This window comes from Mesorhizobium sp. M0437, assembly GCF_040321335.1.
In the GTDB taxonomy this organism is placed as follows: Bacteria; Pseudomonadota; Alphaproteobacteria; order Rhizobiales; family Rhizobiaceae; genus Mesorhizobium.
Genome location: NZ_JAMYRK010000094.1, coordinates 1 through 16692 on the forward strand (window position 1 = coordinate 1; position 16692 = coordinate 16692).

Sequence of the window (16692 nt, forward strand, 5' to 3'; positions counted from 1 at the left end):
ACCCTGTACCCGGCATTCGGACGAACGAGAATCGACAGAAAGGACGACGGCCTTGCACTCACCCCCTTGACGGTCGAGCGATTAGACGACCCGCTGCGCGGGAGGGGCGCCTGCGGTTGAGGTAGTGATCAAGAACCGGTCGTCGCGCTGGCGTTGAGCGTCGTCCGGCGGGGGCAGAGCATGACGGGCTTCTTCAACAAGGAGCCTGACCAATGCCCCATCCCGTTCTCGATGCACCCATCAGCCCGCTGCGCCAGCGGCTGATCGACGACATGAACATGCGGCGTTTTTCACGCGAGACGCAGCGCAACTATCTCCGCGACATCGGACGCCTGGCGACATTCCTCGGGCGTTCACCAGACACCGCTACCGCCGACGACCTGCGCCGGTTCCAGATCGAGCAGCAGGAGGACGGCGTTCCCGTGCCAACGATGAACAGCATCGTGTCGGCACTGCGCTTCTTCTTCACCCGCACGCTCGACCGCCCGGACCTGGCGCGCAGGCTTGTCCGGCTGGCGCATCCGCGCAACCTGCCCGTGGTGCTCAGCCGCGACGAGGTGGCCCGGCTGCTCAACGCCACCACGTGTCTCAAGCACCAGGCCGCATTGTCAGTCGCCTATGGCGCGGGCCTGCGTGTCGCCGAGGTGTCGATGCTGAAGGTTGCCGACGTCGACAGCGAGCGCATGCTGCTGCGCGTCGAGCGTGGCAAGGGCGGGCGCTATCGCAACGCCATGCTCTCGGAGGACCTGCTCTTGTTGCTGCGTGAGTGGTGGAAGGTCGGACGTCAGCAGGGCGTGATGCACCGCGACGGCTGGCTGTTCCCCGGACAGCACGCGATGAAGCCGATCAGCACGCGGCAGCTCTATCGCATCGTCGTCGAGGCAGCCCAGGCCGCCGACATCGCCAAGCGGGTCGGGCCGCACACGCTACGCCACAGCTTCGCCACCCACCTGCTGGAGGACGGCACCGACATCCGCATCATCCAGGTCCTGCTCGGGCATGCCAAGCTCAACAACACCGCCCTTTACGCGAAGGTGGCGACCCGGACGGTGCGTGCCGTGACGAGCCCGCTCGACAAGCTCGGGCTGTTCAAGCCGGGAGAGGTCTCGCCCGACATCTGAGCCGTACGCGCCTCGATCGAGGTCGCCGACATCTTCCGTGCTGCCGGACCCGTTTACCGGGCTGCCCATGCAGGTCACCTGAGCCTCGCCCAGCTCAAGGTCATGTCGGCGATCGAGTATTGCCGCACCGCAGCCCTTGGCGGTCACGTCGAGGCTTGCGAGGACTGCGGCCAATGGCGGATCGCCTACAACTCCTGCCGCAACCGGCACTGCCCGAAGTGCCAGGGCGCGGTGGCACGGACATGGTTGGCCGAGCGTGAGGCCGATCTGCTGCCGGTCGGCTACTTCCATGTCGTGTTCACGCTGCCCGCCGAGGTCGCCGACATCGCGTTCCAGAACAAGGCGCTCGTCTACGACCTGCTGTTCAAGGCGGCAGCGGAGACGATGCTGACGATCGCCGCCGACCCAAGACACCTCGGCGGGCGCATCGGCATCACCGCGGTGCTCCACACCTGGGGATCGGCGATGACGCACCATCCGCACCTGCACATGATCGTGCCGGGCGGCGGCATCGCGCCGGACGGAAGCCGCTGGATATCTTCTCGGTCGGCCTTCCTGCTTCCGGTACGCGTACTCGGCAAGCTGTTCCGACGGCTCTTCCTCACCCGGCTGGTCGCGCTGCACGACGCAGGACGGCTCGCCTTCTTCGGATCGATGGCGCACCTGTCCGCGCGGCAGGCATTCGTGCGGCACCTGTCGCCGGTCCGCAAGAAGCACTGGGTGGTGTACGCCAAGGCGCCGTTCGCCGGGCCGGAGGCGGTGCTCGCCTATCTGTCCCGCTATACCCACCGGGTTGCGATCTCGAACCGCCGGCTGATCGCCTTCGACAAGAGCGGCGTCACATTCCGCTACAAGGACTACCGCCGCGACGGCGCCGATCGGCAGCAGGTCATGACGCTCGCCACCGACGAGTTCATCCGCCGATTCCTGTTCCACATCCTGCCACGTGGCTTCCACCGCATCCGGCACTACGGCCTGCTCGCCGGCTCTGCTCGCAAGACCAGCCTCGCACGCGCCCGCGAACTGCTGAACGTCGCTGCGCCGTCGGCGGACGACAACTCGGTAGAACCGACTGACTTCCGTCCGCCATGCCGGTGCTGCGGCGGAAGCATGATCGTCATCGAGACGTTCGAACGGTGGCGACAGCCGCGCGGACCGCCGGACACCACGGCGACGAACCGGGAGAACTCTCCATGACCCGGCATGGCATGCTCCAGCCTTCAGCCGCAGGCACTCAGCCTCCGGCAACGGACCCACGCGTGTCCATGGTGATTATCGACGCCGAACGGGTCGCGTCCGGCCGCGCGACGAGCCGACAATACCGCGTGGCTGAAACGCGAAACGGTCCGTCCGCATCAAACCCGCCGCTTCCCAGCGGCGGTCGCGCCATCGCCGACACCAGCCGCAAATCGAAATCCCCATAGCCATCGACTGTGGCCCACGGGTTCCTTCCTCGGGGACTTTCGTACGCCTGCCGGCGCCCGAAACTCTTCACGGTAACGGACAGTCCGATCATGGGTCGGCCTATTTGGAAAGGGGACGTACGCGGTCGGAGCGTCATCGTTCGGCAGGTCTCGATCAGCGGCGTGCGCGCATCGGGGCCGGCCACGGGACGCCAGCTCAACCCGACCACCGCCTGAACTAAACACCTGCCAAACGATCTGAGCGTCTCGGGCGGGGCGGGGGGCCGTATAGCGGAATGGCGGCTTTTGGCGTCCGAAGAACGATAGCGGACGTTCAGCGGGTGGGTCCGGCCGCAGCAAACTTGAACTGGCCATTCGCAACCCCGTAAACAGTCTCCATGACAGCGAGGTGCTGGCGGGACGTTCGGCGTAGCAAGTTTTGCGCTCGCTACCTACGCAAATTGGGCGTATCGTGGCATATCGTCTGTTGCTAATAAATGAGCCGGCGACTGAGAGCGCAAGACTCTCGCATCGGACTAGGCGCGCTAGGTTCCACAACTACTCGTCGCGCTCACCAGACCATCTGCCTCTGCTGAAATCTCTTTTGCTCGGTTCCGGCCAGTATTGCTTTTGCCAATCGGAAGAGGAGCGTTCTGATGCAGATCATCCAAACCCGCCGCCGATTCCTGGCCGGCGCTGCAATGGCAGGCGCTGCCGGTATCGTCGGTGTTCCAGGGTCACTCCACGCGGAACCGCCGTTGGAAACGACCACGGTTCGTCTGCCGCTGTGGGTCGGTAGTTCCTACTGTTGGGCAGGTGCGTACATCGCCGGAGAACTGATGCGCGCCGAGGGTCTTACCGATGTCCGCTACATAGAAGGCGACAGAAGCGTCAACCAATCGGTATGGATCGCACGCGGTGAGACCGATTTCTCCGTGAACTTTGCGCCGAACCAGGTCGCGTCGATCGCCGCCGGCGTGCCGATCAAGGTGCTGACCGGCTTGCACTCGGGATGCCTCGAACTGATCGCCAAGGAGAGCATTCGCAGCGTCACGGATCTGCGGGGCAAGAGAGTGGGCGTGAACGGTTTCAACAACTCGCGGCACGTGTGGCTGTCCCTCATGTCCGCTTATGTCGGACTCGATCCAGTGAACGATATCCAATGGGTCTTGACTAACGACGTCAAGCCGACGGAACTCTTCGTCGAAGGGAAGATCGACGCATTCCTCGGGACGCCGCCCCAGCCGCAGGAGCTGCGCGCCAAGAAGATCGGCCACACGATCCTCAACAATGCCGTCGACCGCCCGTGGTCGCAGTATTTCTGCTGCATGATCTCGGCCACGACGGACTATGTGACAAGATACCCGGTGGCGACCAAGCGGGTCTTGCGATCCATCCTCAAGGCCGCCGACCTCTGCGTGTCAGATCCCGAAAGTGTGGCCCAGCAGATGGTCGATCGCGATTTCGAGACCAGCTATGACTACGCGCTCCAAACTCTGAAGGACATTCGGTACGACCGCTGGCGGGAATTCGATCCCGAAGACTCCTTGCGGTTCTACGCACTGCGCATGCAGGAGACCGGCATGATCAGGTCCAGCCCACAACAGATCATCGCCAACGGAACGGACTGGCGCTTCCTCGACGAGTTGAAGCGTGAGCTGAAAACCTGATCCCATCTGGTCTCGAGGGGAGACGTAGACATGCAAATCATTCAGAGCCGCAGGCTCTTCCTGGCCGGCCTGACGGCTGCCGGCACCGCAAGCCTCGTCGGCGCTCCAACTCGAGTTCTTGCCGAGCCAGGGCCGGAGACCACACGCATTCGCTTGGCCAAGATCCCTAGCATCTGCGTGGCGCCACAGTATGTTGTAGAGGACCTGCTGCGCACTGAGGGCTTCACCGAGGTTGCCTATGTCGCGGCAGGCCCCGGTGCGGCCACGGCCTCCGCGGTGGCGAATGGCGAGATCGACTTTAGCCTCAACTTCGTGACAAATTCGATCGTCGCCTTGGACTCCGGTGCGCGGCTCACTCTGCTCGGCGGCGTCCATCCCGGTTGCTTCGAGCTGTTTGCCAAGCACGGGATCGACAGCGTCGTCGATCTGAAGGGCCGGAACGTCGGCGTCCAGGGGCTCGGTTCGGGGCCGCATCTGTTCCTCGCCAGCATCGCCTCCTATGTCGGGCTCGATCCGGCGCGCGACATCAACTGGGTGGTGGACCCGGCGGTCAAGCCCAAGGAGCTGTTCGCGCGGGGCGAAATCGATGCATTCCTGGGCTTTCCGCCGGACCCGCAGGAATTGCGGCGCAGCAAGGTCGGGCACGTGATCGTCAACAGCACAGTGGACCGACCTTGGTCGCAATATTTTTGCTGCATGCTGTCCGGCAACAGCGATTTTGTGGCCGCGCATCCGGTTGCTACCAAGCGGGTGCTGCGCGCCATCCTCAAGGCCGCGGATCTATGCACCGCCGCGCCGGCCTTGGTTGCCGAGCGCTTGGTCGCGGGCGGATTCGCCAGCCGCTACGATGACGCGTTCGCAGCGATCAGCGAGTTGCCCTACCGGAAATGGCGGGACTACGATTCAACTGACACCGTCCGCTTCTATGCGCTGCGGCTGAAGGAAATCGGTTTGATCGGGTCCACACCCGACAGGATCATCGCCAACGGAACAGACTGGCGCTTCCTCAACGAGCTAAAGCGAGAGCTGAAGACGTAGACCTATCGCCGATACGCGTTGCCTTTTCAAGGGAAGGAGAGACTCGTGCAGATTGTCCAGAACCGTCGCCGTTTCCTTACAGGCCTGTCTGCGCTCGCAGCCGCGGGTCTTGCAAAGGGCCGCAACGCGGCCGCCGCCGAAGCGGCACCTGAAACCACGACCGCCCGCTTTGCGGCGGCGCCTGGTATCTGCATCGCTCCGCAGTACGTCGCCGAGGATCTGATCCGCGCAGAGGGGTTCTCAGATTTCGGCTTCGTGGCCGCCGAGGCCGGTTTCGCCCAGACCGAGATGCTGGCGCGCGGGGACATCGACTTCGGCATTGACTTTGCCACGGCCCTAATCATTCCGGTCGACACTGGCGCCCCGATCAAGGTGATCTCCGGAGTCCATGTCGGCTGCTACGAGTTGTTCGGACGCGAGAACATCAAGAGCATCACAGATCTCAAGGGCCGCAAAGTCGGCGTCGGCGGCAATCTATCGTCGGATCCGCATATCTTCGTCAGTGCCATGGCGACCTATGTCGGCCTCGATCCGCAACGCGACATCGAATGGATCGTCGGCGAGGCAAAGCCGGCGGAGCTCTTCGCCGATGGCAAGGTCGACGCCTTCCTGGCTTTTCCGCCTGAGGCTCAAGACCTCCGCGCCCGCAAAGTCGGCCACGTCATCCTCGACAGTTCCAAGGACCGGCCGTGGTCGCAATATTACTGCTGCATGCTGGCGGTCAACGCCGCGTATGCCGAGAAAAATCCAGTTGCCACCAAGCGCGTCATCCGGGCCATCATCAAATCGGCCGATATCTGCGCGGCCGAACCGGAACGGGTGGCACGCCTCTTGGTGGATGGCGGACACACCGAACAATACGACTACGCCGTGCAGTCGCTCCGCGAGCTCCCATACTCCGATTGGCGCGACTTCGATCCCGAGGATACGGTCCGATTCTTCTCGTTACGGTTGCATGAAGCCGGCATCGTCAAGTCGAACCCGAACGAGATCATCGCGAATGGCACCGATTGGCGCTTTTTCAACGAGGTAAAGCGCGAGATGAAAGGCTGAGTCTGCTCGTGCCGAGGGAGAGGAGACGTGACATGGAGATTGTCCAGAGCCGCCGCCACTTCATGATGGGCCTGTCGGCGGTCGGCGCCGCGGGTCTCGTCAACGTGCCGACATCGGCTCATGCCGAGCCGGCGCCAGAGACCACGACAGTGCGTTTGCCAAGGACGTTCCGCGCCCTTTGCGAAGCACCCAAGAATATCGCCGGGGAGCTATTGCGCGCCGAAGGGTTCACCGATGTACGCTACATAGACTTGGCCGCCGACTCCGATCCGTTCGCGATGCTCGCAAACGGCGAACTGGATTTCGCCACCGACTTTCCGCCACCGCACATCATGGCGATCGAGGCCGGCATGCCGATAAAGGTGGTCACCGGCCTGCACTCCGGCTGCCTCGAACTGATCGTCAACGAAAGCATTAACAGCATCTCCGACCTCAAGGGCAAGAGGGTGGGCGTGTTCGCGCTGACCTCAGCTCCGCACATGCTCGTAACCCTCATGGCCGCCTATGTCGGTCTCGATCCCGCCACCGATCTCAAGTGGGTCGCGAACCCGGACGTCAGCTCGATGCAACTATTTAACGAAGGAAAGGTCGATGCCTTTCTGGCGGTGCCACCCGAGCCGCAGGAGCAGCGCGCCCGGAACGTCGGCCACACAATCCTTAATACGACCGTCGACCGGCCATGGTCGCAACACTACTGCTGCATGCTTGCCGGCCGCGCGGACTATGTCGACAGACACCCCGTGGCGACCAAACGCGTGCTGCGAGCGATCCTCAAGGGCGCCGACATCTGCGTGTCGGATCCGCAACTGGCTGCGCAACTATCGGTCGACGGCAAGTTCACCGATCGATACGACTATGCATTGGAGGGCTTGCGCGGAGCGCGCTACGACGTGTGGCGGGAGTTCGACCCCGAAGACACGATGCGCTTCTACGCACTGCGGATGAACGAAGTCGGCTTCATCGAGGCCGGCCCTAACAAGATTATCGCCAACGGCACGGATTGGCGCCTCCTCAACGAGATCAAGCGCGAGATGAAAACGTGAGCGAGTGGCCGGCGCGCATCTTGGTGCTGGCGCTGATGGCCGGGCCGGCACACGCGCACGACGCGCGGCACGACGAGCGCCTGCCGACGATCGGACAGGCGCCGGACTTTACCTTGGTATCGCAGGATAGTGTGCGCGTGTCGCTGCACGACTTTCGCGGCAAGGTGGTCGCCGTCTCATTCATCTATACGCACTGTACCGACGTCTGCCCCATGCTGACCGCCCATATGGCCAGCGTGCAGGAGGAGTTGGGTAACGCGTTCGGACCCCAGATCGCCTTCGTTTCGATCACCGTCGACCCGGAGCGCGACACGCCCGATGTTTTGAAGGAATATGCGCAGAATTTTGGCGCCGATCTGAAGGGCTGGTCGTTTCTTACCGGTGATCCGGCGATTGTCCATGAGGTTGGACGGAAATACGGCGTCATCGCGAAGAAAACGGCGAACGGAGATGTTGACCATACCTTGCTGACGTCGCTCGTAGACCCCAATGGCATCTTGCGAGTACAGTATCTTGGCGTCCGGTTCGACTTGGAGGAGTTCCGGGATGACCTTGTCAGCCTCTTGGACGAATCCAAATAGCATAACGAACCGGCTCGTTGGCTGGGTTGCCCGGCTGCCGGCGCGCGTCCAGACCAAGCTCTTGATCGCGTTCCTGTCGATCGTCGGCCTGCTGATCGTGCTCGGGGCCGTCGGGTTGCAGGTACTGAGTGGGGTCAATGATCAGACAAACGAGCTGATCAAGCTGCAGCGCAGGATCGCGGCCTATCGCCAGGTGCAGCACGATACGACCACCCAGCTCTACGGCATCTCCACCGCCCTGTTGCTTCAGGACAACCGGATGCTGGATGGGGCGCTGCGCCAGCTCAACCAGTTTGGCTACGACCTCGACCGCATGGAGTTCGTCGCTGAAACTGAAGCGGAGGTGCTGGGCCAGGTCCGACAGGAATACGAACGGCTCGCGGCCGGCGTGACGCGTGTCGCGGAGCTCTTCCGCGCCGGTCGCACGGACGAAGCGCGCAAGGTTCAGCTGGACGAGATCATGCCGTCGGCCGACCGCCTCGAGCGGCTGACGAACCAGTTGGTCAACATGGCCGAAGCCGACATGGTCGTGGCCATCGAAGCGAGCGAGGGGGCGTACGGCACCTCTCAACTGGTCGTGGTTGCTTTCGCTGTGGGCAGCATCCTGCTCGCGCTTGCGCTTGGCTACATAATCTCATGGTCGTTGATCGAACCGGTCAAGAAGATCGAGACGCGTCTCAGTGAGATAGCGGCCGGCGACTTCGCCCAACACGTTGCCGTCGCCAATCGCGACGAACTTGGAGTGCTCGCCGCTAACGTCAACCAGACCTCCGACCAGCTGGGGCGCCTATATCAGGAGATTGAGACGCGCACCCAGCAGCTCGACGAGGCCCTTCAGCAGCAGACAGCCACTGCAGATGTTCTGAAGGTCATCAGCCGCTCTACCTTCGATCTACAGGTCGTGCTCGATACGTTGGTGGAATCGGCTGTCAGGCTCTGCCGTGCCGACAAGGGTGGTATCGTGCAGTTGTTGGATGGCGTATTCCGCTATGTGTCGACGCATGGCTACCCGCCCAGTTTCCGCGCTTATGTCGACGCCAATCCACTTCCAGCGCTTGCCGCAGGCCGAGGCTCCGCCGTAGGGCGCGTAATCGAAGAACGTCGGATCGTGCAAATCGAAGACGTGACCGCTGATCCGGACTACCGCGTGGCCCTGATCGCTGAGGCAGGCGGGTTCCGCACCGTCCTCGCTGCCCCGCTGTTGCGGGAAGGTGATCTCGTAGGCGTATTCGTCATGACCCGGGTTGAGCCGCAATCTTTCAATCCCAAGGAGATCGCGCTCGTCGAGACATTCGCCGACCAGGCGGTGATCGCCATCGAGAATGCGCGGCTGTTCGAGGCGGTGCAGTCACGAACGCGCGAGCTTGCCGCGTCTGTTGGTGAGCTCGAGGCGCTTGGTGAGGTGAGCAAGGCGGTCAATTCGACGCTGGATCTCGACACGGTGCTGAAAACAATCGTCGCCAAAGCGGTCCAGTTGTCGGAGACGGATGCTGGCACCATCTACGTGTTCAGCAGCACGCGGCAGCAATTCCGTCCGCGCGCAAACTTCGGTATGAGCGATGAGCTTATCGCCGCAGTCTCACACCAGACGATCGGGCTGGCCGACATGGGGATCGGCGACGCACCCGGGCGCTGCATGCCGGTGCAGTTTCCCGACCTCGGCCAGGAGACCTCATCCTTCCTTGTAAGAAAGACGATCGTCGATGCCGGATATCGCGGTATCCTGATCGTTCCGCTGCTGAGGCCCAACAAGATCGTAGGTGCACTGGTCGTCAGGCGCCACAAGCCAGGTGCCTTCCATGAGCAAGTTGTCCATCTGCTGGAGACCTTCGCAGCCCAATCGGTGCTCGCGATCCAGAATGCCAAGCTGTTCCGCGAGATCGAGGAGAAAGGCCGGGAGCTGGAGGCAGCTAGCCGCCACAAGTCCCAGTTCCTCGCGAATATGAGCCACGAGCTCAGAACACCGCTCAATTCGGTCTTGGGCTTCACAGAACTGCTGGTCGACGGCATCTACGGCGAACTTCCGGACAAGGCAAAGACGACCGTCGCGCGTGTGCAGGCAAACGGCCGTCACCTCCTCGGGCTCATCAACGACGTACTCGACCTTTCGAAGATCGAAGCCGGTCAGCTCACGCTGGCGATCGAGGACTACTCCGTCGCGCAGATTGTTCGATTAACCGTTACGGCTGTCGAGCCGCTGGCACGAGCGAAGGGTCTTGAGCTTTCAACGACTGTTGCCGAGAACCTTCCAATCGGCCGCGGGGACGAACGCCGTTTGACGCAGGTCCTGCTCAATCTTGCAGGCAATGCCGTCAAGTTCACCGAAACGGGTGCGGTCGAAATTCTTGCCGGCGCGGCCGACGGACATTTCGAGATCACCGTCCGGGATACAGGTCCCGGCATCGCGTCCAAGGACCAGGATCTCATCTTCGAAGAATTCCAGCAGGTCGACAACAGCAGCACCAGGCAGAAGGGTGGCACAGGTCTCGGCCTGGCGATCACAAAGCGCATCGTCGAAATGCATGGTGGGACCATAGACGTCGAGTCCGTGCTCGGGTCAGGATCGACATTCCGGCTGAAGATACCAATCCGGGTGAATGAGGAAGTGAGGGCCGCATGAGCAAACGAATCCTGATGGTGGAAGACACCGAGGACAACCGGCAGATCATCCGCGATCTCATCGCCACCACCGAATACGAGTTGATCGAGGCGGCGGACGGTGCCGCCGGCGTCGCTGCTGCTGCGGCCGAGAAGCCAGACCTGATCCTCATGGACATTCAGCTGCCGGTAATCGACGGGTATGAAGCGGCCCGCCGTATAAAGGCCGATCCGGCGCTGCGGCACATCCCGATCATTGTCGTCACATCCTATGCATTGTCGGGCGACGAGGCGAAGGCCCTTGCTGCAGGGTGCGATGGCTACATTGCCAAGCCATTCAGTCCGCGCCAGCTGCTCGCCGAGATTCGTCAGTTCCTTTCCTGAGGGGAGACGGTACCTTGCACGATCCGCCTCGCATTCTCGCGGTCGACGATACCCCGGAGAACCTTGAGATCCTTCGCATGCGGCTCGAGGCGAATGGCTACGAAGTGGTGACTGCCGCGGATGGTGAAGAGGGGCTTGGTAAGGCCCGCGATCTCACGCCGGATCTGATCCTGCTCGACATCATGATGCCGAAGCTCGACGGCATCAGCGTGGTGCGTATGCTGAAGCAGGATCTCTCGCTGCGATCGATCCCGGTCATTCTTGTCACCGCAAAAGCCGACACGCGCGATGTGGTCGAGGGGCTGGACGCCGGGGGCGATGACTATTTGACAAAGCCCTTCGAGCACCAGGCGCTGTTGGCGCGGGTGCGCTCGATGCTGCGCCAGAAGGCGCTTCACGATACCGTCGCAAGCCAAGCCGTGCAGCTTTCCGATTGGAACCGCTCGCTCGAGCAGACCCTGGCGGAGCAGGTGATCGAGATCGAGCGAATGGGCCGGCTCCGGCGTTTCCTGCCCGAGCAAGTCGCCGACCTCATCGTTGCGGCGGGAAATGGCGACACGCTTCTGCAAAGTCACCGCCGCGAGGTGACCGTCGTTTTCTGCGATCTACGCGGCTTTACAGCCTTCGCCGAGACTGCCGAACCTGAGGAGGTGATGGCGGTTCTTGGCGAATACCACGCCTGTCTTGGTGAACAAATCGTCCGCTACGAGGGAACTCTTGAGCGATTCGTGGGCGACGGTATCGTCGTCGTTTTCAACGATCCACTGCCCTGCGCCGACCATACGGAGAGAGCCGTCCGCATGGCTGCGGCGATGCGTGATGCGATTGACGAGCATTCAGAGCAATGGCGCAAGCGCGATCACTTGCTCGGCTTCGGAATCGGCATCGCCCGAGGCCATGCAACCATCGGGCGGATCGGTTTCGATCAGCGCGCCGATTATGCAGTGATAGGCACAGTGTCGAACCACGCCGCCCGATTATGCGAGGAAGCCAGGCCACGCCAGATTCTCGTCAGCCAGCGGGTCGTTGGTGCCGTCGAATCCCTGGTTGAGTCCGTCGCCGTTGGCGAACTGACGCTGAAGGGCTTTCGCCGACCGATGCCTGCCTATGAAATTGTGCGGTGGATCGGTCGGCCAAGCTAGGGATCACTGTGCCTAATGAGATAGATCGGCTCCTGAGCTGAATGGGCCATACAATGATGCGGGCAGCTAGACCGATCCGCGATCGGACGGCCTTGAGCTCCATGGCCGTTGCTCCCTATTCGCCTCGCTCGGGGAAACTTCCCAACGTCAGCTCGCAAGGCACGTTACAGATACCTGGTTGGCTTCTTTCAAGCCCGGTCGCCACAAGGCGCGACAGGAGTTTCCGGAAGTCCAGCCCAACCTATGAACAGCGCCTGGACAAGATGGCCGTAGCGGATGGGTGCAGCGTCCGTGGCGCAAGCCAGCCCTCTGCCAACGCGAACTTTGGACCCGATCCAGTCGTCACGTGGGATGAACTCGAACGTCTCGAATTGGTTCGAGAAGGCGCCTTTTGGCAATTACCCGATGGATCCGTTTTGTCAGCGCCCTGGAAGGTACGAGGGTTCCGTAAAAGGGCTTGGCCTTGGCTGAGAGCATTGCCCTCGCCACGAACGTTGAGAAGGCGTATGGTCGTTAATCGTTGGCTGAAAGCGTTCTTGGCCAGCGACTGAAGAACGAGAAGACTCCCGCCTTTAACAGGGCGTGCTCCAACTCGCGATTACTCGGCGCGCTCACGCATTGTCCGTCCTCTATTGGGGTCATTTGGTTGATTCCTAGGGATGATCAATTTGCCAAAGGAGCGTCCGATGAAGCTAATGCAGAATCGTCGCACATTCCTGACCGGCCTGTCGGCGATCGGCGGTGCCGGGCTCTTCAATGTTCGCACATCCAGTGCGGCCGGGGAGCCTGCTCTGGAAACGACAACCGTCCGCTTGGGGCAGTGGGTCGGAGGCGCTTACTGTTGGGCGTCCATCTACCTTGCCGGAGAACTTCTGCGCGCCGACGGTTTCACCGATATCCAATATGTCGAAGGCGACACCCACATCGACAATTCCAAGTGGCTCTCCGCCGGCCTGATCGATTTCGACATGAACATGCCGTCGATGCACATTAGGTCCATCGACGCCGGCGTGCCGGTGAAAGTGCTGATCGGCGTGCATTCCGGCTGCTTCGAGTTGATCGGCAACGACAGCGTCCGCAGCATCAGGGATCTGCGTGGAAAGTGCGTCGGGGGAGGGTCGGTGGAGTCGCATCCTCACATCCTGACGGCTCTCATGGCCAACTATGTCGGGCTTGATCCCGTGCACGATATCGAGTGGGTGGAGGGTGAACAAGCCCCAATGCAAATGTTCATCGACGGCAAGGTCGATGCCTACATGGCAGGTCCGCCCGAACCGCAGATCCTGCACGCCCGGAAGATCGGCCATACGATCGTCAACAACGGGACCGACCGCCCGTGGTCGCAATACTTTTGCTGCATGGTTGCCGGCGATGCGGACTATGTGAGCAGATACCCGGTCGCGACGAAGCGGGTGTTGCGCGCCATTCTCAAATCCGCTGACCTGTGCGCTTCTGATCCGTCGTTGGCGGCACAGCAGCTTGTCGACCGAGGCTTTCTACCCAACTATGACGAAGCGCTTGGGACGCTGAACGGTGCTCAGCACGACAAGTGGCGCGTGTTCGACGCCGAAGACAGCGTGCGCTTCTATGCGCTGCGCATGCAGGAGACCGGCATGATCAAGTCGAGCCCGCAACAAATCCTGTCCAACGGAACGGACTGGCGTTTCCTCAACGAGCTCAAACGCGAGTTGAAGGCCTGAGACCCCAGCAGACGCAGTTCTCGCCTTGGCGCTGAACATAGCGCGGACGAGTGAGCACGACGCGCCGAACGACGAGCGCCTGCCGACAATCGGACTGGCTCAGGACATCACGTTGACATCGCAGGACGGGGCGCGCGTGTCGCTGCGCGATTTTCGCGGCGAGCAACGCGGCCGGGTGGCGGCAGTAACCGGCCTCCAGATATTAGTTGTCTCTGGAGGACTGCTGTTTCGCGGGAGCAGCCGTATCCATCAACGGCAACCACACGGGAACAAATGTCGCAAACGTTATGTCGTCTGTTCGCTCGAATGTCCGCTTTTTGGTTACGGCTTTGGGCTGCTCAACGGCCGACATTGCTGAAGGGTTTCGGGTGCCGTCAGGCGTACGAAAGTCTCTGATGCAGGAACCCGCGGGCCGCAGGCGGTGAGCTATGGGGATTTGTGTTTCGGGGTGTGCCAGCGCCTGTCGCGAACTTCCGCATAAGACGCGGTGGGCATGTCGTGGAAGCGGCTTCCGGGCCAGGTCGCAGAGCCTGTAGCGTTGATTCCGACGGGATTGGTGTGCGTGACGACCGGCGTCACGGCAACGTGCACATAACATCCCGTTGACCGGCGCCAGCGTGGCGCGGCCGTGTGGACAAACGGTCCATGCCGGGTCATGGGGCGTTCTCCCGGTTCGGCGCCCTTGAGGCAGGCGGTGCACGAGGCTGGCACCACCGTTCGAACCTCTCGATGACGACCATGCGCCCGCCGCAGCAAGGGCAAGGCCGGCGGACGTCAGCCGGTTCTTCCGAAGTGTCGTCTTGGGGCGGCAGATCGACGTTCAGCAGTTCGCGCGCGAGTGCGAGGCTGGCCTTGCGGGCGGAGGTGGCGAGCAGCCCATAGTGACGGATGCGGTGGAACCCACGCGGCAGGACATGGAGCAGGAAGCGGCGGATGAACTCGTCGGCGGCAAGCGTCATGGCGCGCTGGCGCTCGACACCATCGCGGCGATAGTCCTTGTAGCGGAAGGTGACTCCAGCCTCGTCGAAGGCGATCAGGCGGCGGTTCGAGATCGCGACCCGGTGCGTGTAGCGCGACAGGTAGGCGAGCACCGCTTCCGGCCCGGCGAAGGGCGCCTTGGCATAGACCACCCAGCGCTTGTTCCGGACCGGCGACAGGTGCCGCAGGAAGGCCTGCCGCTCGATGAGACGAGCAAGGGTGCCGAAGAAGGCGAGCCGATCGGCGTCGTGCAGCGCGATCAGCCGGGTGAGGAACAGGCGGCGGAACAACTTGCCCAGTACTCTGACCGGGAGCAGGAAGGCCGCGCGCGACGATATCCAGCGGCTCCCGTCCGGCGCGATGCCGCCGCCCGGCACAATCATGTGGACATGCGGATGGTGGGTCATTGCCGAGCCCCATGTGTGGAGCACGGCAGTGATGCCGATGCGCGCGCCGAGGTGCTTCGGATCGGCGGCGATGGTCAGCATCGTCTCCGATGCCGCCTTGAACAGCAGGTCATAGACCAGCGCCTTGTTGTGGAACGCGATCTCGGCGACTTCGGCCGGCAGCGTGAATACGACATGGAAGTAGCCGACCGGCAGCAGGTCGGCTTCGCGCTCGGCGAGCCATGTACGCGCGGCCGCGCCCTGGCACCTGGGACAGTGCCGGTTACGGCAGCTGTTATAGGCGATCCGCCATTGGCCGCAGTCCGCACAGGCTTCGACATGACCACCCAATGCAGCGGTGCGACACTGTTCGATCGCCGACATGACCTTGAGCTGCTGCAAGCTCAGATGCCCGGCGTGGGAGATCCGGTATCCGGGGCCGGCAGCACGGAAGATATCGGCGACCTCCAGGTCGGCGCGCACCGGTTCAGCCGGACGGCGTCTTGCCTTCCATCAGCGCCATCAGCCGGTCCAGCGGCCCTGCGACCGCGTGGATCGTCCGGGTCGAGACCTTGGTGTAGAGCGCTGTCGTTTCGAGCTTGCAGTGCCCGAGCAGCACCTGGATGACGCGAATGTCGACATCCTGCTCGAGCAGGTGGGTGGCGAAGCTGTGCCGCAGAGTATGCGGGCTGACGCGCTTGCGGATGCCGGCGACTTCGGCGGCTTCCTGAACCGCGCGATGGAGTTGCCGCGACGAGATCGGATCGGTGCAACTGCGCCCCGGGAACAGCCAGCCATGCGGAAGCATCACCCCGCGACGCCTGCCTTCGCGCCACCACACCCGCAGCAGTTCCAAGAGTTGCGGCGAGAGCATGGCGTTGCGAACCTTGCGTCCTTTGCCCTGTTCGACGCGGATCAGCATGCGTGTGCTGTCGATATCATCGACCTTGAGGTGCGCGACCTCCGATACGCGCAGACCCGCGCCATAGGCGACACCGAGCGCGGCCTTGTACTTGATGCCAGGTGCTGCTTCGAGCAGCCGCGCCGCTTCCTCCACGCTCAGCACGTCCGGCAGCTTGCGTGGATGGCGCATGATCACCAGCACACGTGCCAGATCCCGCCGCTTCAGCGTCACCAGGAACAGGAACCGCAGTGCCGAGACCGCGCCATTGATCGTCGCAGGGCCGACGCCGCTCTCATGCTGATGCAGCTGGAATCGACGGATGTCCTCAGCCCTCGCAGTGTCGGGCGAGCGGCCAAGGAACACAGCGAAGCGCCGGACGTGACGAACGTAGTCTTGCTGGGTATGGGAGCCCAGGCCACGCATGAGCATGTCGTGCTGCATGCGCTGGCGAAGCGGAGAGATTGGTGCATCGGTCGACAGGGTAGCCATGGCGAGTTCCTCTCGTTGAAGGGAACTCCATGGTCAGATCGACCCCTCTACCCGCTCAAGTCAAAATGGCAGTCGCGCCATCTCAGAACGAGGCGCCCCTCCCGCGAAGCGGGTCGTCTAATCGCTCGACCGTCAAGGGGGTGAGTGCAAGGCCGTCGTCCTTTCTGTCGATTCTCGTTCGTCCGAATGCCGGGTACAGGGT

General features: G+C 62.5%; 14 protein-coding genes. 12 read left to right on the forward strand and 2 right to left on the reverse strand.

Going from position 1 to position 16692, the window contains the following annotated elements:
- The first annotated feature begins 212 nt into the window (after nucleotides 1–212).
- From NKI72_RS31670 to NKI72_RS31725, 12 genes are all read left to right on the forward strand, one after another.
- The gene (locus tag NKI72_RS31670) at nucleotides 213–1121 is read left to right on the forward strand and encodes a tyrosine-type recombinase/integrase (RefSeq protein WP_352851827.1); all 909 of its coding nucleotides are present in this window, start codon (nucleotides 213–215) and stop codon (nucleotides 1119–1121) included.
- Between the two features lie 15 nt (nucleotides 1122–1136).
- The gene (locus NKI72_RS31675) at nucleotides 1137–2318 is read left to right on the forward strand and encodes an IS91 family transposase (protein WP_352851839.1); all 1182 of its coding nucleotides are present in this window, start codon (nucleotides 1137–1139) and stop codon (nucleotides 2316–2318) included.
- A gap of 862 nt (nucleotides 2319–3180) precedes the next feature.
- On the forward strand, nucleotides 3181–4194 hold the full coding sequence (locus NKI72_RS31680) for an ABC transporter substrate-binding protein (protein ID WP_352542839.1): 1014 nt from the start codon (nucleotides 3181–3183) through the stop codon (nucleotides 4192–4194).
- A gap of 30 nt (nucleotides 4195–4224) precedes the next feature.
- Nucleotides 4225–5232 carry an ABC transporter substrate-binding protein gene (locus NKI72_RS31685; protein ID WP_352851829.1) on the forward strand — a complete coding sequence of 336 codons (1008 nt, stop codon included), beginning with the start codon at nucleotides 4225–4227 and terminating at the stop codon, nucleotides 5230–5232.
- A 45-nt stretch (nucleotides 5233–5277) separates the two neighbouring features.
- Nucleotides 5278–6285 carry an ABC transporter substrate-binding protein gene (locus tag NKI72_RS31690; protein ID WP_352772327.1) on the forward strand — a complete coding sequence of 336 codons (1008 nt, stop codon included), beginning with the start codon at nucleotides 5278–5280 and terminating at the stop codon, nucleotides 6283–6285.
- Between the two features lie 32 nt (nucleotides 6286–6317).
- Nucleotides 6318–7328: an ABC transporter substrate-binding protein gene (locus tag NKI72_RS31695; RefSeq protein ID WP_352772325.1), complete on the forward strand. Its 1011-nt coding sequence runs from the start codon at nucleotides 6318–6320 to the stop codon at nucleotides 7326–7328.
- Nucleotides 7325–7909: an SCO family protein gene (locus tag NKI72_RS31700; protein WP_352772322.1), complete on the forward strand. Its 585-nt coding sequence runs from the start codon at nucleotides 7325–7327 to the stop codon at nucleotides 7907–7909. Before NKI72_RS31695 ends, NKI72_RS31700 begins: the two co-directional genes overlap by 4 nt.
- Entirely contained in the window at nucleotides 7842–10529 is a 2688-nt protein-coding gene (locus NKI72_RS31705; RefSeq protein WP_352851831.1) for a GAF domain-containing protein, read from the forward strand. Before NKI72_RS31700 ends, NKI72_RS31705 begins: the two co-directional genes overlap by 68 nt.
- Complete coding sequence (locus NKI72_RS31710) at nucleotides 10526–10891, forward strand: response regulator (RefSeq protein WP_352698959.1); 366 nt, start codon at nucleotides 10526–10528, stop codon at nucleotides 10889–10891. The genes NKI72_RS31705 and NKI72_RS31710 overlap by 4 nt, the downstream gene beginning before the upstream one ends.
- A gap of 14 nt (nucleotides 10892–10905) precedes the next feature.
- Nucleotides 10906–12033: an adenylate/guanylate cyclase domain-containing protein gene (locus tag NKI72_RS31715; RefSeq protein WP_352851833.1), complete on the forward strand. Its 1128-nt coding sequence runs from the start codon at nucleotides 10906–10908 to the stop codon at nucleotides 12031–12033.
- Nucleotides 12034–12719: 686 nt separating this feature from the next.
- Entirely contained in the window at nucleotides 12720–13733 is a 1014-nt protein-coding gene (locus NKI72_RS31720) for an ABC transporter substrate-binding protein (protein WP_352851835.1), read from the forward strand.
- A gap of 25 nt (nucleotides 13734–13758) precedes the next feature.
- Nucleotides 13759–14091 carry a hypothetical protein gene (locus NKI72_RS31725; protein WP_352851837.1) on the forward strand — a complete coding sequence of 111 codons (333 nt, stop codon included), beginning with the start codon at nucleotides 13759–13761 and terminating at the stop codon, nucleotides 14089–14091.
- Between the two features lie 295 nt (nucleotides 14092–14386).
- Here the strand turns inward: NKI72_RS31725 and NKI72_RS31730 are convergent, their stop codons facing one another.
- Both NKI72_RS31730 and NKI72_RS31735 read right to left on the reverse strand, forming a co-directional pair.
- A complete protein-coding gene (locus NKI72_RS31730) occupies nucleotides 14387–15580 on the reverse strand; it encodes an IS91 family transposase (RefSeq protein ID WP_502899704.1) in 1194 nt (397 codons plus the stop codon).
- A 4-nt stretch (nucleotides 15581–15584) separates the two neighbouring features.
- Nucleotides 15585–16490 (reverse strand): tyrosine-type recombinase/integrase, encoded by a 906-nt coding sequence (locus NKI72_RS31735; protein ID WP_352775898.1) that lies wholly within the window; start codon nucleotides 16488–16490, stop codon nucleotides 15585–15587.
- Between the last annotated feature and the right edge of the window lie 202 nt (nucleotides 16491–16692).